Origin of the sequence: Polaromonas sp. (genome assembly GCF_030680935.1) — a bacterium.
Lineage (GTDB): Bacteria > Pseudomonadota > Gammaproteobacteria > Burkholderiales > Burkholderiaceae_C > Polaromonas.
Map to the genome: position 1 here is coordinate 1 of NZ_JAUXUP010000009.1, position 20,057 is coordinate 20,057.

General features: G+C 60.9%; 20 protein-coding genes. 17 read left to right on the top strand and 3 right to left on the bottom strand.

The window, feature by feature from the left end:
- Nucleotides 1-317: 317 nt before the first annotated feature.
- Complete coding sequence (locus Q8L50_RS02220) at nucleotides 318-3,470, bottom strand: Rne/Rng family ribonuclease (RefSeq protein WP_305347016.1); 3,153 nt, start codon at nucleotides 3,468-3,470, stop codon at nucleotides 318-320.
- A gap of 562 nt (nucleotides 3,471-4,032) precedes the next feature.
- Between Q8L50_RS02220 and Q8L50_RS02225 the strand changes: the two genes are divergently transcribed.
- The 4 genes from Q8L50_RS02225 to Q8L50_RS02240 are packed head-to-tail and all read left to right on the top strand — an operon-like array spanning nucleotide 4,033 to nucleotide 7,246.
- Nucleotides 4,033-5,166 carry an RluA family pseudouridine synthase gene (locus Q8L50_RS02225; protein ID WP_370869723.1) on the top strand — a complete coding sequence of 378 codons (1,134 nt, stop codon included), beginning with the start codon at nucleotides 4,033-4,035 and terminating at the stop codon, nucleotides 5,164-5,166.
- Nucleotides 5,150-5,830, top strand: a complete 681-nt coding sequence (locus Q8L50_RS02230) for an HAD family hydrolase (RefSeq protein WP_305347018.1) — start codon at nucleotides 5,150-5,152, stop codon at nucleotides 5,828-5,830. The genes Q8L50_RS02225 and Q8L50_RS02230 overlap by 17 nt, the downstream gene beginning before the upstream one ends.
- A 1-nt stretch (nucleotide 5,831) precedes the next feature.
- Nucleotides 5,832-6,200 carry a Rieske 2Fe-2S domain-containing protein gene (locus Q8L50_RS02235; protein ID WP_305347019.1) on the top strand — a complete coding sequence of 123 codons (369 nt, stop codon included), beginning with the start codon at nucleotides 5,832-5,834 and terminating at the stop codon, nucleotides 6,198-6,200.
- A gap of 8 nt (nucleotides 6,201-6,208) precedes the next feature.
- Nucleotides 6,209-7,246 (top strand): S49 family peptidase, encoded by a 1,038-nt coding sequence (locus Q8L50_RS02240; protein WP_305347020.1) that lies wholly within the window; start codon nucleotides 6,209-6,211, stop codon nucleotides 7,244-7,246.
- Between the two features lie 60 nt (nucleotides 7,247-7,306).
- Here Q8L50_RS02240 and Q8L50_RS02245 read toward each other — a convergent pair whose 3' ends face one another.
- Both Q8L50_RS02245 and Q8L50_RS02250 read right to left on the bottom strand, forming a co-directional pair.
- Nucleotides 7,307-8,074 carry an SAM-dependent methyltransferase gene (locus Q8L50_RS02245; protein WP_305347021.1) on the bottom strand — a complete coding sequence of 256 codons (768 nt, stop codon included), beginning with the start codon at nucleotides 8,072-8,074 and terminating at the stop codon, nucleotides 7,307-7,309.
- Nucleotides 8,071-8,721: a Maf family nucleotide pyrophosphatase gene (locus Q8L50_RS02250; protein WP_305347022.1), complete on the bottom strand. Its 651-nt coding sequence runs from the start codon at nucleotides 8,719-8,721 to the stop codon at nucleotides 8,071-8,073. The genes Q8L50_RS02245 and Q8L50_RS02250 overlap by 4 nt, the downstream gene beginning before the upstream one ends.
- A 25-nt stretch (nucleotides 8,722-8,746) precedes the next feature.
- On the opposite strand from Q8L50_RS02250, the gene Q8L50_RS02255 reads away from it, so the two are divergent.
- The 13 genes from Q8L50_RS02255 to Q8L50_RS02315 all read left to right on the top strand — a co-directional run bounded on the left by Q8L50_RS02255 (nucleotide 8,747) and on the right by Q8L50_RS02315 (nucleotide 19,774).
- Nucleotides 8,747-9,289: a DUF177 domain-containing protein gene (locus Q8L50_RS02255; protein WP_305347023.1), complete on the top strand. Its 543-nt coding sequence runs from the start codon at nucleotides 8,747-8,749 to the stop codon at nucleotides 9,287-9,289.
- Nucleotides 9,290-9,450: 161 nt separating this feature from the next.
- Entirely contained in the window at nucleotides 9,451-9,633 is a 183-nt protein-coding gene (gene rpmF, locus Q8L50_RS02260) for a 50S ribosomal protein L32 (RefSeq protein ID WP_096669354.1), read from the top strand.
- 85 nt (nucleotides 9,634-9,718) lie between these two features.
- Nucleotides 9,719-10,822: a phosphate acyltransferase PlsX gene (plsX, locus tag Q8L50_RS02265; protein WP_305347024.1), complete on the top strand. Its 1,104-nt coding sequence runs from the start codon at nucleotides 9,719-9,721 to the stop codon at nucleotides 10,820-10,822.
- 6 nt (nucleotides 10,823-10,828) lie between these two features.
- Nucleotides 10,829-11,806 carry a beta-ketoacyl-ACP synthase III gene (locus Q8L50_RS02270; protein WP_305347025.1) on the top strand — a complete coding sequence of 326 codons (978 nt, stop codon included), beginning with the start codon at nucleotides 10,829-10,831 and terminating at the stop codon, nucleotides 11,804-11,806.
- 49 nt (nucleotides 11,807-11,855) lie between these two features.
- The gene (gene fabD, locus Q8L50_RS02275) at nucleotides 11,856-12,806 is read left to right on the top strand and encodes an ACP S-malonyltransferase (RefSeq protein ID WP_305347026.1); all 951 of its coding nucleotides are present in this window, start codon (nucleotides 11,856-11,858) and stop codon (nucleotides 12,804-12,806) included.
- Nucleotides 12,803-13,549 carry a 3-oxoacyl-ACP reductase FabG gene (gene fabG / locus Q8L50_RS02280; protein WP_305347027.1) on the top strand — a complete coding sequence of 249 codons (747 nt, stop codon included), beginning with the start codon at nucleotides 12,803-12,805 and terminating at the stop codon, nucleotides 13,547-13,549. The genes fabD and fabG overlap by 4 nt, the downstream gene beginning before the upstream one ends.
- Nucleotides 13,550-13,728: 179 nt before the next feature.
- On the top strand, nucleotides 13,729-13,968 hold the full coding sequence (acpP, locus tag Q8L50_RS02285) for an acyl carrier protein (protein WP_007873885.1): 240 nt from the start codon (nucleotides 13,729-13,731) through the stop codon (nucleotides 13,966-13,968).
- A 72-nt stretch (nucleotides 13,969-14,040) separates the two neighbouring features.
- A complete protein-coding gene (gene fabF / locus Q8L50_RS02290) occupies nucleotides 14,041-15,285 on the top strand; it encodes a beta-ketoacyl-ACP synthase II (protein ID WP_305347028.1) in 1,245 nt (414 codons plus the stop codon).
- 57 nt (nucleotides 15,286-15,342) lie between these two features.
- Entirely contained in the window at nucleotides 15,343-15,816 is a 474-nt protein-coding gene (locus tag Q8L50_RS02295) for a hypothetical protein (RefSeq protein WP_370869732.1), read from the top strand.
- Nucleotides 15,813-16,448, top strand: a complete 636-nt coding sequence (gene rpoE / locus Q8L50_RS02300; protein WP_305347030.1) for an RNA polymerase sigma factor RpoE — start codon at nucleotides 15,813-15,815, stop codon at nucleotides 16,446-16,448. The genes Q8L50_RS02295 and rpoE overlap by 4 nt, the downstream gene beginning before the upstream one ends.
- Nucleotides 16,449-17,132, top strand: a complete 684-nt coding sequence (locus Q8L50_RS02305) for a sigma-E factor negative regulatory protein (RefSeq protein ID WP_305347031.1) — start codon at nucleotides 16,449-16,451, stop codon at nucleotides 17,130-17,132.
- Nucleotides 17,133-17,173: 41 nt separating this feature from the next.
- Nucleotides 17,174-18,202: a MucB/RseB C-terminal domain-containing protein gene (locus Q8L50_RS02310; protein WP_370869724.1), complete on the top strand. Its 1,029-nt coding sequence runs from the start codon at nucleotides 17,174-17,176 to the stop codon at nucleotides 18,200-18,202.
- Between the two features lie 114 nt (nucleotides 18,203-18,316).
- On the top strand, nucleotides 18,317-19,774 hold the full coding sequence (locus Q8L50_RS02315) for a DegQ family serine endoprotease (RefSeq protein ID WP_305347131.1): 1,458 nt from the start codon (nucleotides 18,317-18,319) through the stop codon (nucleotides 19,772-19,774).
- The last annotated feature ends 283 nt before the right edge of the window (nucleotides 19,775-20,057 follow it).

Sequence of the window (20,057 nt, forward strand, 5' to 3'; positions counted from 1 at the left end):
CAGCTCTACAAACTCTCTTTTGGTGTCCATGAGGTCTTTCGGTTGCCAGGGCATGGGCCTCTCCTTGCGTTGATCGCAAGCAAGAAGTGTTTCCTATGTCCTCGCACACCTGTTTCCCATGTCTCCTGTCCATACAGCGACGCAAAGAAAAGTGCCTCGCCCGCCGGGGCGAGACCCGGCTTGTAGGCAAACCCCAGGCAGTGGATGCCAAGACGACTTCAACCAGCGCACCCAACCCAATCCCGCGCGACAGACAAAAAAAAGGCAGCCCGAAAGCCGCCTTTAATCTCAGTGCCCAGCCGGCACACTCGGCGCAATTATTCCGCGCGTTCACCCGCCGCCGGTGCGGCAGCTTGTTCAAACGGCAAGCTCACGTCACGCAGATCGCGTTTGGTCTCAACCAGAACCAGCGGGCTGGCATCGAGCTGGGCTGCCGGTGGCCGCTCACGTGGAACGTGTATGGGTTTGGCTTCTGCGGCCATCGCGGCTTGCACTTCGGCAATCTTGCTGGCGTCGGAGTTGACCCATTGCAAACCGGAAGAACTGGCGACCTGAGCCAGGTCTTGCAGCGGCAAGTCGTAGGACTGGACTTTCGGCAATGCGCGCGCTGCTGGTGCAGCGGCCGCAGGCACAACAATCGCAGCTACCGTCACGATTGGCGTTGGCGGAACCACTGGGGCACTACGCACCGGCTCGGCAGTCGCTATCATTTCAGTAGCTGTTGGCACAGGTTCCTGATGGGCTACAGGCTGATTTGTCTCTGAATTTCCGGCAAAAGCTGTAGCGTCTTGCGGCTGGCTTTCTGCCACACCATCGTTGCGCTCGCGGCGGTCACGGCCATAACGGTCGCGGCTGCGGCGCTCGCGTGGCTGGCGCTCCTGGCCGTCGTCCTGATTCGGCTGCTGACCGTCGGTTTGCAGCTGGGTGTCGTGCGATGAAGCAGGCACCACCGGGTTGCCGGCTTCGTCTGCGCCTGCTACGACGCCAGGATGTGCTGCATCAAAGCTGTCTGCCTGCACACCAGCTGCTGCTGGTGCCGCATTGCCGTCGGTGCGGTCATCACGGCGCTCGTTGCGGCGGCCATTGCCGCGTTCACCGCGTTCACGCCGACCCTGGCCCTGGCCTTCAACGCGTGGCTGGCGATCAGCGTCACGTCCGGCGTCCTGCACCGGACGCTCCTGGCGCTGCGGTGCTTCGCTTTCGTTCATGGCTGCAGCCATGGCTGCCTGATTCGCCAGTGCGAGGTCCTGCTCAATCGGGTCGCGCGCCGGACGGTCATTGCGCTCGCCACCGCGTTCTGCACCACGTTCACCTCGACCACGGCGGCTGCGTTCGCCGCGCTCTGAGCGGCCTTCGCTTGCGCCCTGGCCTTCAGGGCGCTCGGCACGCTCTGGGCGCGACTCGTTGTTGCGGCCATCGTTGCGGGCCTCACCGGCTGGGCGCTCCTGGCGTGCAGGGTCACGGCCATCGGCATTGCGCTCGCGGCGCTCGCCGTTGCGGCCGTCAGGGCGCTCACCACGCTCACCACCGCGCTGGTCCGGGCGGCCCTCGCTGCGTGCCTCACGTCCCTCACCCGAGCGGCCTTCGCTTCGGCCACCACGACCACCGCGACGGCCATCGCGGCCTCCGCGGTCACCGCCACGCTCATTGCGATCACCGCGCTGCTCGTCGCGGCGGCCATCGCCGCGTTCGTCTTTTTTCACTTCGCGGACAGGTGCTGCCACGGGGGCGGCTTCCTCGCCCACAAAAAACGCCTTGATTTTGGCGAAGAAGCTTTTTTCTGCCGGGGCCGCAGCCACTGCACGGGCCGGCGCTGGCGCCACAGGGGCGACGGCGGGCGTTGGTTTTGGCACGGCCACAGGGGCCGGCGCATCAGGCAGCACACCCTTGATGATGGGTTCCTGCTTGTTGTGTTTTTCCTGGCTGCGGCGTGTGACGGTGGTCGCGTCTTCCATCTCGTCGGCCATCTTGTAGCTGGCCTGGATGTTGTCGAGGCGCGGGTCGTCGTGTTTCAGGCGCTCGAGTTTGTAGTTGGGGGTTTCCAGCGTCTTGTTGGGCACCAGCAGCACATTGATGCGCTGCTTCATTTCGATCTTGGCGATCTCCGAGCGTTTTTCGTTCAGCAGGAAAGACGCCACGTCAACCGGCACCTGGCAAAGCACCGAGGCCGTGCTGTCCTTGAGCGACTCTTCCTGGATGATGCGCAAGATTTGCAGCGCCGAGCTTTCGGTGTCGCGGATGTGGCCGGAACCACCGCAACGCGGGCAGGGAATCGACGCACCTTCTGACAACGCCGGCCGCAAGCGCTGGCGGCTCATTTCCATCAGGCCAAACTTGCTGATGGTGCCAAACTGCACACGCGCACGGTCTTGCCGCAGCGCATCGCGCAGGCGGTTTTCCACATCGCGGCGGTTGCGCGACTCTTCCATGTCGATGAAGTCGATGACGATCAGGCCGCCCAGGTCGCGCAAACGCATCTGGCGCGCGACTTCGTCGGCGGCTTCCAGATTCGTGCGGGTGGCGGTCTCTTCAATGTCGCCGCCCTTGATGGCGCGGGCCGAGTTGACGTCCACCGACACCAAAGCTTCGGTGTGGTCAATCACAATCGCGCCGCCGGATGGCAACTGCACGGTGCGGGCGTAAGCCGATTCGATCTGGTGTTCGATCTGGAAGCGGCTGAACAGCGGGGCGTCGTCGCGGTAACGTTTGACGCGGTGCTCGTGCTCGGGCATCACGTGGGCCATGAACTGGCGGGCCTGTTCGTACACGTCGTCGGTGTCGAACAGGATGTCGCCGATGTCGCTGTTGAAGTAGTCGCGGATAGCGCGGATGACCAGGCTGGATTCCTGGTAAATCAGGAAAGCGCCCTTGCCACCTTTACCGGCGCCGTCAATCGCGGTCCAGAGCTTGATCAGGTAGTTCAGGTCCCACTGCAACTCGGCGGCGCTGCGACCAATGCCGGCGGTGCGGGCGATGATGCTGGAGCCGGCCGGGTATTCCAGCTGGTCCATGTTTTCTTTCAGCTCGGCCCGGTCTTCGCCTTCAATGCGGCGGCTCACGCCACCGCCGCGCGGGTTGTTGGGCATCAGCACGACATAACGGCCGGCCAGCGACACAAACGTGGTCAGGGCCGCGCCCTTGTTGCCGCGTTCTTCTTTTTCGACCTGGACCAGGATTTCCTGGCCTTCGCGGATCACGTCCTGGATGCGTGCCTGGCTGACCGACACGCCTTGCGCGAAGTACTGTTTGGAGATTTCCTTGAACGGCAAAAAGCCGTGGCGGTCTTCACCGTAGTCAACAAAACAGGCTTCTAGCGAAGGCTCGACGCGTGTCACGACGGCCTTGTAGATGTTGCCCTTGCGCTGCTCGCGCCCTTCAATTTCGATTTCGTAGTCGAGGAGTTTTTGTCCGTCGACAATCGCCAGGCGGCGTTCTTCTGCCTGCGTGGCGTTGACCAGCATCCGTTTCATGGTGCTCTTCCTTATCGTTTTCGTCTCTCAAACCCAAATTGGGCCAACGACGCCAAAGAAGACGCAATGCGAACGTGGGGAATTGCCGGAGAGCTTTTGACCCGCTATGGCGACTGAAAAAATCAGGCGCTGAGCAGTCTGGGCGTAGGCGCGTGGATGGGGTGAACCGGGGTCCGACAGGTATTTGCTACCAAAAAGATAGCTGCTTGCGCCCGCAGGACAAGGGCTGGAGGCTGATCAATGCCTGAAAGCGGGGCTAAAAAGCGCCGCAGGCATGTGTTCATCAGTACGACCAGTGTTGTCAAGAGGCTACCCATATCAAGACCAGGTTTCACCTGGATCCGTGTTCAGCCCGTGGGGCTGGACACATCGTATTCCGTAGTTGTATTCGCAAAACGTCAACTCGTCTGCACATCATTTTCCTGCCGCGGGGTGCCTGGCACCGTGCGCTTGCGGGCATTTGCTGCCAGTGGCGTCGACCTTCCAGCAAGGCTGTTGTCAGTGGCTTGAGGGTCTGTGGACTAAACTCCCAGATAAATCAACCACTTACAGCTTGTCGCTAGTGAAACACATTATAGGCGCAGCTTACGTTCCAAAGGGCCGCCCGGGTAAACCCCCGGCGGCGGCCAGCATGGCCCCTCTCCCCGGCCCGCTTCCCAGCCCGGTGGAGCCTGAAAAAGCCCCGCCGCAAGCCACGCTGGTGACGGTCGATGCCGATCTGGCTGGCCAGCGGCTGGACAATTTTTTGATCCGCCAACTCAAGGGTGTGCCCAAAACCCACGTTTACCGCATCATCCGCAGCGGCGAGGTGCGTATCAACAAGGGCAGGGCGCAGGCCGACACCCGGGTGCAAGCGGGCGACATCGTCCGGCTACCGCCGGTGCGCACCTCGGAGCGGGCCGACCAGAAAGCCCAGGCCATGGCGGCCGAGGTGGCACGCCATGGCGCAGCGTCCACCGTGGGTGGCCACGCGCCCTCGCGTGAATTCCCCATCCTGTTTGAAGACGACCATGTGCTGGCGATAGACAAGCCAGCGGGGGTGGCGGTGCATGGCGGCAGCGGCGTGGCCTTTGGTGTGATTGAACAGCTGCGCATGGCGCGGCCGGACTGGAATTTTCTGGAGTTGGTGCACCGGCTGGACCGCGAGACCAGCGGCATTTTGCTGGTCGCCAAGAAGCGGGTTGCGCTGAAGAACCTGCAAGAGCAGTTTCGCGAACGCGAAACCGACAAGATTTACCTGGCGCTGGTCAGCGGCGTCTGGCCCGCGAATAAAAAAGTGCTCGATGCCTCGCTGCAAAAATATTTGTTGCCCGATGGCGAGCGCCGTGTGCGTGTCGTCCCCAAAGACCATCCCGACGCCATGCGCGCGGTGACGCTGGTCAAGGTCAACGGGGTGCTGCCCTTGGCGGGGCGTGACTTCAGCCTGCTCGAAGTCACCATCAAAACCGGCCGCACGCACCAGATCCGCGTGCACCTGGCCAGTGCCGGGCACCCGATAGCCGGCGATGACAAATACGGTGACTTCGACCTGAACAAAGCCTTGCAAAAAGAAGCCGGCGGCACGGCCCTCAAACGCATGTTTCTTCACGCCTGGCGGTTAAAGTTCACGCATCCGTCCAGCGGCAAACGCATAGAACTGCTGGCCGCGCTTCCCCCCGATCTCGAAATTCTGACCCGCCATGCCAAGCCCGCTTAACGCAGCAAACCCTTTGAACTTTGACCTGATCGCCTTCGACTGGGACGGCACGCTGTTCGACTCCACCAATATCATCGTGCGCTGCATCCAGGCCGCGGTGCGCGATGTGGGCGGCACCGTGCCCAGCGACGAAGCGGCGGGTTATGTGATTGGTTTGGGGCTGATGCAGGCGCTGGCCCATGCGGCGCCGGATGTACCGCAGGACAAATACCCCGAACTGGGGGCGCGTTACCGGCACCACTACGTGACACACCAGAACGACCTCAGCCTGTTTGACGGCGTGCTTGCGATGCTGGCTGCGCTCAAGGCGCGTGGCCACCTGCTGACCGTGGCGACCGGCAAAAGCCGGCACGGTCTGGATGAGGCATTACACGCAGTGGAGCTCAAGGGCCGCTTTGACGGCTCCCGCACCGCTGACGAAACCGCTGGCAAGCCGCACCCACGCATGCTGCACGAGTTGATGGAAGAGTTTGGTGTCAGCGCAGACCGCACGCTGATGATTGGCGATACCACCCACGACCTGCAGATGGCGCTCAACGCTGGTTGTGCCAGCGTGGGCGTGAGTTACGGCGCGCATGAAAGCGGGGCATTTGGGGCGCTCAAGCCGCGTTATGTTGCGCATTCGGTGCAGCAACTGCACGACTGGCTTGCCCGGTACGCTTGAAATGACAGACGCGCCTATCGCTTTGTGCCCTGCTGGCGAGCTGATCGACGGTGGCCAGGCCGTGCCCTTTGACGTCAGTTATGCCGGCCAGACCTGCCGCGCGTTTGCGATTCGTTTTGAAGGCCAGCCGTATGCCTACCTGAACCGCTGCACCCACGTGGCGATGGAGCTGGATTGGCAACCTAACCGGGTGTTCGACGAGAGCGGCCAGTGGCTGCTGTGCGCCAGCCACGGCGCAGCTTACCGCCCCGATACCGGCCAGTGCAGCGGCGGTCCCTGCCAGGGCGGCCTCGTGAAAATTGATCTTTCGGAGCGTGATGGCCTTGTTTTCTGGCACACGTCCTACAAACTAAAAGCCATGGAGTTCTAAACTAGCGTATGAATGATTCAAACCGTCCTGACCCGGCTGATGCCCCGGATTTTGATACAAATCGGCCCTCAGCCCTTGAGCAGCGTGCGCAAGCTGCTCCTGAAAACGTAGCAAATCTAAAACCCGGCTGGGAGCGCGCCACGCTGGAAAAGCTGGCGTTTGCGTCCCTCAACGAGCAAAAGGCCACGCGCCGCTGGAAAACCTTTGTGCGCCTGTCCTGGCTGGCATTTTTTGTGTTTCTGGTGTGGTTCGCGCTGCATCGCGGCTCGCCCTCGACCAGCCCCAGCGTCGCGCACACGGCGGTGGTTGAGATCAAGGGAGAAATCGCCGCCGGCGCCGACGCGAGCGCCGAGTTTGTCAACGCCGCGCTGAAAGCTGCTTTTGAAGACGAAGGCGCCAAAGCCATTGTGCTGCTGATCAACTCGCCGGGCGGCAGCCCGGTGCAGGCCGGCATGATGAACGACGAAATTGTTCGTCTCAAGGCCAAACACAAGAAGCCGGTGTATGCGGTGGTCGAGGAAACCTGCGCCTCGGCGGCGTATTACGTTGCTGCGTCGGCCGACAGGATTTTTGTGGACAAGGCCAGCATTGTTGGCAGCATCGGCGTGCTCATGGACGGTTTTGGTTTTACCGGGCTGATGGACAAGCTGGGCGTCGAGCGCCGCCTGGTGACCGCCGGTGAAAACAAGGGCTTTCTGGACCCGTTCAGCCCGCAGACTGAAAAGCAGCGTGCCTATGCCCAGACCATGCTTGACCAGATTCACCAGCAGTTCATCACGGTCGTCAAGGCCGGTCGTGGCAAGCGCCTGAAGGAAACGCCTGAAATGTTCACCGGCCTGTTTTGGACCGGCCAGCAGGCGGTCGAGCTCGGTCTGGCCGATCAACTCGGTTCGCTCGAATATGTGGCCCGCGAAGTGGTCAAGACCGATGAAATCATCGATTACACGCGCCGCGAAAACGTTGCCGAGCGGCTGGCCAAACGTTTCGGCGCCGCCATCGGTGATGGCGCCATCCGGACGCTCAAGACCTTGCCTGTGATTCGCTGACCCGGTTTGGCAGCGCTCAAGAAAAGCCCGCAGCTGCGGGCTTTTTTGTGCCTGTGTGATTCACCGTCCCATACAGAACACGGTGGGCAAAGCCAGCGGCGGCGCGGGTTTGTCGCGCTTCCAGGTACCGACAGTTGCGCTGTGTGTCCATTCCGTGGGCAGGTTCAAGCCGCAACTCAGCGCCAGCCGGGTGTTGCCTTGCAGGGTTTGCAACAAGGCCTGCAACAGCGCGGTATTGCGGTAAGGCGTTTCAATAAAAATCTGGGTCTGGCCGGTTTTCAGGGCCAGTGATTCGAGTTCGCGGATGCGCTGGCTGCGTTCGCCGCCGTCTTGCGGCAGGTAACCGACAAACGCAAAGTTCTGGCCGTTCAACCCGCTGGCCGCGAGCGCCAGCATCAGCGACATCGGGCCGACCAGCGGCACCACCTGCAGGCCGAGGTCGTGCGCTGCACGCACCACGGAAGAGCCGGGGTCGGCAATGGCCGGCATGCCGGCTTCGCTGACCAGGCCGATGTCATGACCTTCGAGCGCTGCCTTCAGCAGCGGTTTGGCATCAAAGCCGCCGCCGTGGTCGCCCTTTTTATGCACCTCGCGCGGCAACTCCTGGATGTGCTGCTGCTGCACCGCTTGCGCCAGGGCTTGTATCTCGCCGACGCGTTTCAAGTAAGCCCGCGTGCTTTTCGCGTTTTCGCAAATCCAGTGTGACAGCCTGGACGCAGTCTGTATCGTGCCCATGGGCATCACGTCCTGCAGTGGTGCCTGGCTGTCACAGCCAAAGTCCAGCGGCGCCGGCACCAGGTAGAGTCGGCCTTTGTTGCTGCCGGTCATGCTTTGGCTCCCGGCGCGCGCAGCAAGGTCATGCCAGCAGCACGCAGCATGCGGCAGGTGCGAATCAAGGGCAGACCAATCAGTGCAGTCGGGTCGTCGCTGTTGATTGCGTCCAGCAGGGCGATGCCCATGCCTTCACTCTTGGCGCTGCCGGCGCAGTCATAGGGCTGCTCGGCCTGCAGGTAGTTTTCAATTTCCTCGTCGTTGAGTGCGCGAAACTGCACTGTCACCGCTGCCAGATCGGTCTGCTCAAACCCGCTTTGCAGGCAGACCACCGCCACTGCGGTGTGAAAAACAAGGCTTTGACCCCGCATCAGACGCAACTGCGCCACCGCCCTGTCATGGCTGCCGGGCTTGCCGAGTGCCTGACCGGCAAGGTCGGCGACCTGGTCGGAACCGATCACCACTGCGTCTGGAAAGTTAGCGGCCACTGCACGGGCTTTGGCCAGGGCCAGGCGCCGGGCCATTTGTTCAGGTGTCTCACCGGGGTGTTGGCTTTCGTCCACCTCGGGCGAAACCACTTCGAAAGGAATCTGCAGGCGCTGCAGCAATTCACGCCGGTAGCGCGAGGTGGAGCCAAGAATCAGGCGACGGGTTGGGGTGGTGGCGATGCCGGTGCGGGCATCCGGTGCAGGTGCTGGGTTCATGCGCTGATTCTCTTACACTGCCTGCATGTCCAGACATCTTCATGCCCAGCGCCTCAACATCCCCGCTTTTGCCCAGGAGGGCCAGCCTCTTATCGAGATTACGCCGCTATCAAATCTAGAGCGCCTTGCGCACGAGCTGCATGGGCTGGAGCCTGATTTGTCCATCAATTGGCGGGCCACCGGGGAACTGCGGGCAGGTGCCGGTGCAGAGGACGAGGTCTGGCTCCGGCTGGAGGCCAAAACCAGCCTGCCTTTGACCTGCCAGCGTTGTATGGGAGCGGTGGCCACCGCGCTGGAGATCGACCAGTGGTACCGGTTTGTAGCCAGCGAAGAAATCGCCATGGCCGAAGATGACCAGTCCGAGGAAGACCTGCTGGTTTTGGCGCCGCAATTTGACCTGCTGGCGCTGCTGGAAGACGAGCTGCTGATGGCGTTGCCGCTGGTGCCCATGCACGAGACCTGCCCGGTAACGCTTGTTTTGAGCGCTGGCGAGCGCGAGCTGGCTGTGCAGGAAGACGCCAAACCGCATCCTTTTGCGGCGCTGGCCCAGCTGAAAAAGTCAAAGTAAGCGGGCAGGGGCTTGTGCCGGGAGCGGGCGCAAAGCGGTCGATGGCGGTGGCATCTGGATAAGCTGGCCGTATCGCGCTATAATCAAAGGCTAGTCGCAGCACACCCTCTTGAGAGTTGGCGGCGAAATTTACCAACCCTATACCCCCTCAGGAGCGGATCATGGCCGTCCAGCAGAACAAAAAATCACCTTCCAAGCGCGGCATGCACCGTGCACACAATGCATTGACCGTTCCGGGCATTGCGGTTGAATCCACCACTGGCGAGACACACCTGCGCCACCACATCAGCCCCACCGGTTTCTACCGTGGCCGCAAGGTGCTGAAAACAAAATCCGAAGCGTAATTTCTCGCTTTGACCACTGGCCCGCACTCATCCTGCGGGCCTTTGTTTTGTTGCATCCCCATTTTTTGACTGCGTCACTCCTGTCATGATCAGGATAGCTGTGGACGCCATGGGCGGAGACTTTGGTCCGCCGGTGACCGTGCCGGCCAGTCTGGCCTTTCTGGACAGTCACCCGGAAGCCGCCATTGTGCTGGTGGGCCAGCCGGCCGTGCTGGCTGGCCAGCCGCAATTCGCCGCCCTTCAGTCCCATCCGCGCTGCCAGGTGCTTTCCGCCTCGGAGGTGGTCACCATGGACGACCCGATCGAGGTCGCCCTGCGCCGCAAAAAAGACTCGTCCATGCGAGTGGCGATTTTCCAGGTCAAGGAAGGGCTTGCCGACGCAGCCGTATCGGCGGGCAACACCGGCGCGCTGATGGCTATTGCGCGATACGTGCTCAAAACACTTGATGGCATAGACCGACCGGCCATTGCTACGCAGTTGCCCAATGCCGCCGGCGGTGCGACCACCGTGCTGGATCTCGGTGCCAACGTCGATTGCACCGAAGACCATTTGTTTCAGTTCGCGGTGATGGGCTCGGCCCTGGTGGCCGCGATTCAGGACAAGGCCAACCCCAGCGTCGGCCTGCTCAATATTGGCGAAGAAGCGATAAAAGGCAGCGAAACTATTAAAAAAGCCGGTGAATTGTTGCGATCTGCTGCTAAAACGGGTGATTTGAATTTTTACGGCAATGTCGAAGGCAACGATATTTTCAAGGGAAGTGTAGATATTGTCGTGTGCGACGGTTTTGTCGGAAACGTCGCCCTGAAAGCCAGTGAGGGACTTGCCAGCATGATTGGTGGGTTTATCAAAGCCGAGTTTTCCCGGAATATTTTGACAAAAATTGCAGCTATCGTCGCTTATCCGGTGTTATCTGCATTTAAAAATCGAGTAGATCACAGGCGTTACAACGGTGCTGCCTTGCTCGGGCTTCGTGGCCTGGTGTTCAAGAGCCATGGTTCGGCCGACGCTTTCGCTTTCGAAAGGGCGCTCAATCGGGCTTATGATGCAGCTCGCAACAAGTTGCTGGACAAGGTGAAAGAACGTATTGCCCATGCGGCTCCGCTGCTGGTCAAGACCGGGCCGTCCTCCGCAGAGAGTCCTGAGCTTGTGCCCCGCGCCGAAATTTCCGACCCCACCGCTGCCCATTAAGTCTTCATGAGCCCCTATTCACGTATCACCGGCACGGGCAGTTACCTGCCACCGCGACGCTTGAGCAACACCGAACTGACAGCCGAACTGGCGCTTCAGGGTGTGGAAACCTCGGACGAATGGATCGTCGAGCGTACCGGCATCCGTGCCCGCCACTTCGCGGCGCCCGATGTGTGCAGCAGCGATCTGGGTCTGGAGGCGGCTAAAAATGCGCTTCAGGCCGCTGGTTTGCAGGCCAGCGACATCGACCTGATCATTGTGGCGACATCAACGCCCGACATGATTTTTCCATCAGCGGCCTGCATTTTGCAGAACAAGCTCGGCATCGCCGGTTGCCCCGCCTTTGATGTGCAGGCGGTTTGCAGCGGTTTTGTATATGCGCTGACGGTGGCCGATGCGATGATCAAGACTGGATCAGCGAGCAAGGCGCTGGTGGTTGGCGCCGAAGTGTTCTCGCGCATCCTCGATTTTTCCGATCGCACCACCTGCGTGTTGTTTGGCGACGGCGCCGGCGCCGTGGTGCTGGAAGCGTCGCAAACCCCCGGCATCCTGGCTACCGATCTGCACGCCGACGGCAAACATGTCGGCATCCTGTGTGTGCCCGGCACGGTGGCCGGGGGCAAGGTGCTCGGCGATCCACTGCTCAAGATGGACGGGCAGGCGGTGTTCAAGCTGGCGGTGGGGGTGCTTGAGGCGTCGGCCCGGGCGACGCTTGCCAAGGCCGGCCTGCAGGACAGCGACATCGACTGGCTGATTCCGCACCAGGCCAACATCCGCATCATGCACAGCACCGCGAAGAAGCTCAAGCTGCCGCTGGAAAAACTCATCGTCACGGTGGACCAGCACGGCAACACCTCGGCGGCATCTATTCCGCTGGCGCTGGACGTGGCGGTGCGCAGCGGCCAGATCAAAAAAGGCGACACCCTGATGCTGGAGGGTGTGGGCGGCGGCTTCACCTGGGGTGCAGTGCTCCTGAATTTGTAGCTGCTTGCGCCCGTTCCATATGGGCTGAAGGCTGTTTTATTATCATTTTATGAAACCATTTGCTTTTGTTTTCCCGGGTCAGGGGTCGCAGGCCGTCGGGATGCTGGACGCCTGGGGCGAACACCCTGCCGTGCGGGAGACGCTGCGCGAAGCTTCTGATGCGCTGGGCGAAGACCTGGTGACTTTGATCCGCGAAGGTCCGAAGGAAGTACTTGGACTGACCACCAACACCCAGCCTGTGATGCTGGTGGCCGGTGTGGCCGCGTACCGCGCCTGGATGGCAGACACCGGCGCCGCCCCGGCTCTCGTCGCTGGCCATTCGCTGGGTGAATACGCCGCGCTCGTGGCTTCGGGTGTGCTCAGCCTGGCGCAGGCTGCGCCGCTGGTGCGTTTTCGTGCGCAGGCCATGCAGGAAGCCGTGCCGGTGGGTGTGGGTGCGATGGCGGCCATTCTTGGCATGCCAGCCGCCCAGGTGATCGAAAGCTGTGCCGAAGCGGTTCGCACCTTTGGTGTGGGAACCCTCGAGGTGGTGGAAGCGGTCAATTTCAACGACCCGATGCAGACCGTGATTGCCGGCAGCAAAGCTGCCGTTGAAAAAGCCTGTGAGCTTGTCAAGGCCAATGGCGCCAAGCGCGCCTTGCCGCTGCCGGTTTCGGCGCCGTTTCACTCCAGCCTGATGAAGCCCGCTGCCGACAAACTGAAGGAAAAGCTTGCCAGCGTCGGTTTCGCCGTCCCGCAAATCCCGGTCATCAACAACATTGAAGTCGCGGTCGAAACCGACCCTGACCGTATCCGCGCTGCGCTGTATGCACAGGCTTTTGGTCCGGTGCGTTGGGTTGAATGTGTGCAGGCCATCAAGGCGCGCGGGATCACAAGCATCGTCGAGTGTGGCCCGGGCAAGGTGCTGGCTGGCATGGTCAAGCGCATCGACGCAGACTTGACCGGTTTTGCAATGTTTGACCCTGCCAGTCTGGCGCAAACCAGGGAGGCGTTGGCATGAGTGAAGTTAAATTTGAAGGGCAAGTCGCACTGGTCACCGGTGCATCGCGTGGCATTGGCGCAGCGATTGCACTGGAGCTGGCCCAGCGCGGCCTGAGAGTCACAGGGACCGCCACGACCGACGATGGCGCTGCAAAGATCAGCCAGGCGCTGTCCGCCTTCCCCGGCTGTAGCGGCAAAAACCTCAATGTCAACGATGCAGCGGCGGCCGAGTTGCTGATCGACGGCATCGTCAAGGAATATGGCGGTTTGCAGGTGCTGGTCAACAACGCAGGCATCACCCGCGACATGCTGGCCATGCGCCTGAAGGACGACGATTGGGATGCGGTGCTGGACACCAACCTCAAGGCGGTGTTCCGGATGAGCCGCGCTGTCATGCGGACCATGATGAAGCAGCGTTATGGCCGCATCATCAGCATCACCTCGGTGGTGGGTGCTTCAGGCAACGCAGGCCAGGCCAACTACGCCGCGGCCAAAGCCGGGGTGGCCGGTATGACACGGGCGCTGGCGCGTGAGCTGGGTAGCCGCAACATCACCGTGAACTGCATCGCGCCGGGTTTTATCGAAACCGACATGACCGCCGGACTCGGCGAAGAGCAGCAAAAGGCCCTGCTCGGACAGATTCCGCTGGGGCATCTGGGTAAACCACAGGATATTGCCCACGCGGTGGCGTTTGTGGCCAGCCCTCAGGCGGCCTACATCACCGGCCAGGAAATTCACGTCAACGGCGGGATGTACATGTGAGCGCTTCACTGCGGCGTGTGCACACCGTCTGGTGTCACCAGGATCATGAATAATGGCAGCGCGGGCACTTTGCCGGCGCGGGTCCAGAAGCCGGGTTCTATCCGTACGGCTGGCGGGTTAGGGAATCAACCCTAACAACGCTAAAATCACGGATTAATTCACAACCCTCAGAGGGACTTATGAGCGATATCGAAGCACGTGTTAAGAAAATCATTGCCGAGCAACTTGGCGTTGAAGAGGGCCAGGTCACCAATGAAAAAGCCTTTGTGGCCGATCTGGGCGCTGACTCGCTTGACACCGTAGAACTGGTCATGGCTCTGGAGGACGAGTTTGGCATCGAGATTCCCGACGAAGACGCTGAGAAGATCACCACCGTCCAGAATGCGATTGACTACGCCAACACCCATCAAAAAGCTTAAGGACTCCGGTCTTTTTCCATCTGGCTTGAAAGGCCGCCGTCGGTCTTTCAGGTCTTTCTTCAGGATTTGCGCATGAGCCGTCGCCGCGTCGTTGTGACAGGTCTGGGTTGTGTCAGCCCGGTGGGTAATACCGTGGCTGACTCCTGGGCCAACCTGCTGGCCGGAACCCCCGGCATTGACCTGATTACCCAGTTTGATGCCAGTAACCTGTCCTGCAAGTTTGCGGGCGAGGTCAAGGGTTTCAACATCACGGACTACATCCCTGAAAAAGAAGCCCGGCACATGGATCGTTTTATCCACCTGGGTCTGGCAGCCGCTTGCCAGGCTGTTGCCGACAGCGGTTTGCCGACTGGTGAGGCGCTGGGCGATGAGATGGCGACACGCATTGGCTGCAACATCGGCTCGGGCATAGGGGGCCTGCCCTTGATCGAGCAGATGCACACCGAACTGACCAATCGCGGCCCGCGCCGTATCTCCCCATTTTTTGTGCCGGCCTCGATCATCAACATGATCTCCGGCCACGTATCGATCAAGTTCGGCTTCAAGGGCCCCAACATCGCTGTTGTGACCGCCTGCACCACCGGCCTGCATGCCATTGGCCTGTCTGCGCGCATGATCGAATACGGCGACTGCGATGTGATGGTTGCTGGCGGTGCCGAGGCTACGGTCTCGCCGCTGGGTGTGGGGGGCTTTGCCGCCGCCCGCGCGTTGTCCACCCGTAATGAAGACCCCAAGACCGCGTCGCGACCCTGGGACAAGGACCGTGACGGTTTTGTCCTGGGCGAGGGCAGTGGCGTGGTGGTGCTCGAAGAATACGAACATGCGAAAGCGCGTGGCGCGAAGATCTATGCCGAGGTGGCGGGCTTTGGCATGAGCGCCGATGCGTACCACATGACTGCGCCGGACATCGATGGTCCGCGGCGTTCCATGGTCATGGCGTTGAAAAATGCAGGGGTTAACACAGAGGAGGTTCAGTACCTCAATGCCCATGGCACCTCTACCCCGCTCGGTGACCTGAACGAGACCAATGCCATCAAGGCGGCTTATGGCGACCACGCCAAAAAGCTGGTCGTCAGTTCCACCAAGTCCATGACCGGGCACCTGCTGGGCGGCGCGGGCGGCATCGAGTCGGTGTTTACCGTGCTGGCGCTGCATCACCAGAAGATTCCGCCCACCATCAACATCTTCAACCAGGACCCCGAGTGCGATCTGGACTACTGCGCCAATACAGCGCGTGACGCGAAAATCGATGTGGCGGTGAAGAATAACTTCGGTTTTGGCGGAACCAACGGGACATTGGTGTTCAAGCGGGCCTGATGCCTTATTGCCCGCCAGGCCCGAGGAATCCTACCGCCTCCACCTTCTTGTGTGACCATGCATAACGCCCCGCCGGTTGTCTATCCGCTGGGGCGTTCGTCTTTTCAGGCTCGTTTGCTGATGGGTGTCTGGCTTGCTGGCCTCGCCGTCTCTGTGCTGTGTGCTTTTCTCGCGCCTGCTCTCGGCTGGCGGCTTTGGCTGATGGCCTTCGTGGTGCTGGCTGTTGGCGGTGCGGCCGCCTGGGACTGGAAACAATCGCCGCTTGGCCAGCTTCACTGGGATGCGCGGGGCTGGCACTGGGAAAGCCTGGCTTATCAATCGGGCACTCCGGTGGGGAGGCTTTCGGTGGTGCTGGATTTTCAGCGCGTGCTGCTGCTGAGACTGGAAAACCAGGACCACGCCCGTCTGTGGCTGTGGGCTGAGCGCAAGGCGCTGCCTGAACGTTGGCTTGATTTGCGTCGCGCGGTGTATGCGCACCAACGCCTTTCCCCGCTTTCGGGCGATTCCCGCGCGCAGCGGCTGTCCGCATGAGTTCCGACGAATCACCTGCGGCGCCAGTGTCAGCCAATGACAGCGATGCAATGCTGGTCGAACGCACGGTAGCGGGCGATCAGAAGGCGTTTGAGCTGCTGGTCATCAAGTATGAACGCCGCATTCAGCGGCTGATCGGGCGTATGGTGCGGGATGTGGATCTGGTCGAAGACATCGCCCAGGAGACATTTATCCGGGCCTACCGCGCGATGGCGCAGTTTCGCGGCGAAGCGCAGTTTTACACCTGGCTCTACCGGATTGCGGTCAACACCGCCAAAAAGGCCTTGATGGACCTCAAGCGCAATCCGACCGTGTCGGAAAATTCCTTCAAATCAGGCGACGCGGATGAAACTTCCCCGCTGGAAAACGAACTAACCAGTTCAGAAACGCCGGAATCATTGCTGGCAGGCAAGGAAATCGCCCAGATGGTCAATACCGCCATGGATGCCTTGCCTGAGGAGTTGCGCCAGGCCATCACCTTGCGCGAAATTGAAGGTCTGAGTTACGAAGAAATTGCAGAAGCCATGAATTGTCCGATAGGCACCGTGCGTTCACGCATCTTCAGGGCGCGGGAGGCAATTTCTGCGCGGATCAAACCCTTGCTGGAAAACCAGTCCGGCAAGCGCTGGTGAATGCCTGGCCAGCGTGAATGTAGAGAGCTATTGTTTAACCGGGGGCAGTTCCACCCTGCCACGACAACCATGAAACCGAAGACGCACAACCTTGAACTGATTTCTGCCCTCGCTGATGGCCAACTGTCGGACGAAGACTTTGCGCTTGCGCTGTCGGAATGTGCGCTTGATACCGAGACACTTGGGCGTTGGGAGGCTTACCACCTCATCGGCGACGTATTGCGCGCGCCGGGATCGATGACACCCGCTCGTGACGCCGGGTTTCTGACCCGCCTGAATGCGCGGCTGCTTCAGGAGCCGGCGTTGGCTGCCTTGCCGTCGGTTGCTTTGGCGCCCGCGTCCTTGATGCCTGCCGGCGATGTCTCTGCGGGTCGGTGGCCTGACGCCGCCAATGATTCGAACCTGCGCTGGAAACTGGTAGCGGGCTTTGCCTCGATGGCTGCCGTTGCTGCAATTGCCTGGAACGCCGGTGGTGGCCAACTTTCGCCCGCGCCCCAACTGGCCCGCCAGGAAGCCGCGCAGCAGGTTCTGGTGGTGTCCGAACAGGGGACCATGGTTCGCGATGCCCGTATGCAGGAATTGCTGGCCGCCCACAAACAGTTTGGCGGCACGTCCGCCTTGCAGGCGCCTTCAGGCTTTCTGCGCAATGCGACGTTTGAAACACAGCAGAGCGAGCGACGTTGAAAGCCTCACGGTACCTCCCGGCATCTTCCTGCGCACCCACCATGATGCGCAGGCGGTTGTGTCAATTTGCACTGGCTGGCTGCTCGCTGCTCGCGGGCCCCTACCTCGCGGCCCAAACGCTTGCCCCGACCGCCCCGGCCGCGCAGTCAGCGCAGCTGGTTGCAGGTGAGCCGAAAAACATCAACGAATGGTTGATGCGCATGCACGAGGCGTCCAGAAAGCGCTCATACATTGGCACATTTGTGGTGTCTTACGACGGCGTGATGTCCAGCGCCAAGATCTGGCATGTGTGTGAGGGTACACAGCAAGTGGAGCGTGTCGAAACACTGACAGGTGCGCCGCGCTCCATCTTCCGGCACAACGACCAGGTGGTGACCTTCCTGCCCGGGCAAAAGGTGGCACGGACGGAACGGCGGGAGTCGCTGGGTCTGTTCCCGGAGTTGCTCCGGTCGGCAGACAGCCGCATCGCCGAGTTCTACAAAGCCAGGCAGGAGGGTAGCGAGCGGGTGGCGGGTGTGGATGCCGACATCGTCGCCTTGATTCCAAAGGACGCGATGCGTTTTGGCTACCGGGTATGGGTGGAGCCAAAAAGGGGCATGGTCGTCAAGTTGCAAACACTCGATGGCGAGGGCAAGGTTCTGGAGCAGGCTGCTTTTTCAGAATTGCAGTTTGATGCGCCCGTCAAAATGGACAAGCTGGTGCAGATGATGGGCAAGGTAGATGGCTACCGCATCGAAAAGCCAGAGCTGGTTAAAACCACTGCCAGCGCCGAGGGCTGGGTACTCAAGACGCCGGTGGCCGGTTTTCAGCCCATGAGCTGCTACAAACGTCCCGGCGCTACGCCCGCCAGAGGCGAGCCGATGCAATGGGTATTTTCCGATGGGCTGGCTTCTGTCTCCGTTTTTGCCGAACCGTTTGACGCCGAGCGCCACCTGAAAGAGTCCAGGATGTCGATAGGCGCCACCCAGTCCCTGACCCGCAGGCTCGATGCCTACTGGCTGACCGTCATGGGTGAAGTGCCGGTTGCGACGCTGCGTCTTTTTGCCGACGGCCTTGAACGCAGGAAGTAAAGACCCCAATTGGGACTGACCGGTGAGACGCCCGCGGATGCTTCCCGTCGTTTGTGCAGGCATCTTTCCTGCGCTGTAGTTTTTCTGTTGCCTGACTTTTATTGAAGGTGGATGATGCTTAAATTGAACTGCAATCACGGGCGCGCCTGGTTGGCTGCTGCTGCGTTGGCATGGGGTGGCGCGCTGTCCCTGCTGCCGGCGCAGGCCCTGATGGCTCAAACCCGAAGCCTGCCTGACTTCACCGATCTGGTCGAAACCGTCGGTCCCTCTGTCGTCAACATACGCACGCTGGAAAAAGTCAAGGCCGGTTCGGCCAGCGGCGCTGACGAGCAGATGCTGGAGTTTTTTCGCCGCTTTGGAATCCCGGTGCCGCCCAATATGCCGCGCACGCCCCGGCCGGACCGCGGCCAGCCTGACGAAGAGCAGCCGCGCGGTGTGGGCTCGGGTTTTATCCTTTCATCCGATGGCCTGGTCATGACCAATGCGCACGTTGTGGAAGGCGCGGACGAAGTGCTGGTGACCCTGACGGACAAGCGCGAGTTCAAGGCCAAGATCATAGGCACGGACAAACGCACCGATGTCGCTTTGGTCAAAATCGAAGCGACTGGTTTGCCGGCCGTGAAAATCGGCGATGCCAATCGCATGAAGGTGGGTGAATGGGTCATGGCGATTGGTTCGCCTTTTGGGCTGGAGAACACCGTGACCGCAGGTATTGTCAGCGCCAAGCAGCGCGACACTGGCGATTACCTGCCGTTTATCCAGACCGATGTCGCAATCAATCCGGGCAATTCGGGTGGCCCCCTGATCAACATGCGTGGTGAGGTGGTGGGTATCAACAGCCAGATCTACTCGCGTTCCGGCGGCTTTCAGGGCATCTCTTTTGCCATTCCGATCGACGAAGCGACGCGCGTGACCGACCAGTTGCGCAGTACCGGCCGGGTGACGCGCGGGCGCATCGGTGTGCAGATTGACCAGGTCAGCAAGGATGTGGCCGAGTCCATCGGGCTGGGCAAGCCGCAGGGCGCGCTGGTGCGGGGTGTAGAGGCCGGGTCGCCAGCCGAAAAAGCCGGCATAGAAGCTGGCGACATCATCACCAAATTTGAGGGCAAGACGATTGACAAGGCAACCGATCTGCCGCGTATGGTGGGCAACGTCAAGCCAGGTACCAAAACCACGGTCACGGTGTTCCGACGCGGCAACAGCCGCGACTTCAGCGTGACGATTGCCGAAGTCGAGGCCGAAAAACCGGTCCGCAAGGCGCAGGCGCCAGAGGCCAAGCCGCCCGTAGCCGGACCGGCCCAGGTGATGGGTCTGGTGGTCAGTGAGTTGCCGGACGCGCTGAAGAAAGAGCTCAAGATCAAAGGCGGGGTAAAGGTGGATGCGAGTGAAGGCGCGTCTGCCCGCGCAGGGCTGCGCGAGGGCGATGTCATTCTGGCCATCGCCAACACCGAGGTCGCCAGCGTCAAGGAGTTTGATGCGGTATTGGCCAGGATCGACAAGAGCAAGGTGGTCAATGTGCTTTTCCGTCGTGCTGATGTTTCGCAATTCGCCTTGATCCGGCCTGCCCGTTAAGTGCCCGTCACGCGCTGTGAAGCGCGCGACCTGGGTGTCCATGTTTAACGGGTCTTTGCCCCGGGCCTGTCCATGCGAAGGTCTGGCGGCCACCCGGTCAAGCGTGTGGTTTTAGCGCTGCCGAGCTGGCAATCCGTGCCACAAAAAAATATTTCTGCGGGTTTGTGGCTCAACTCTATGTTTGTAAGCACTAACATGGGTGCCGGGCTAATGACGAATTTTGGTAGAATGGATGCTGAGAATTTGAGTTTTACGATATATCAGCAGTAAAAAAATAGGGCTC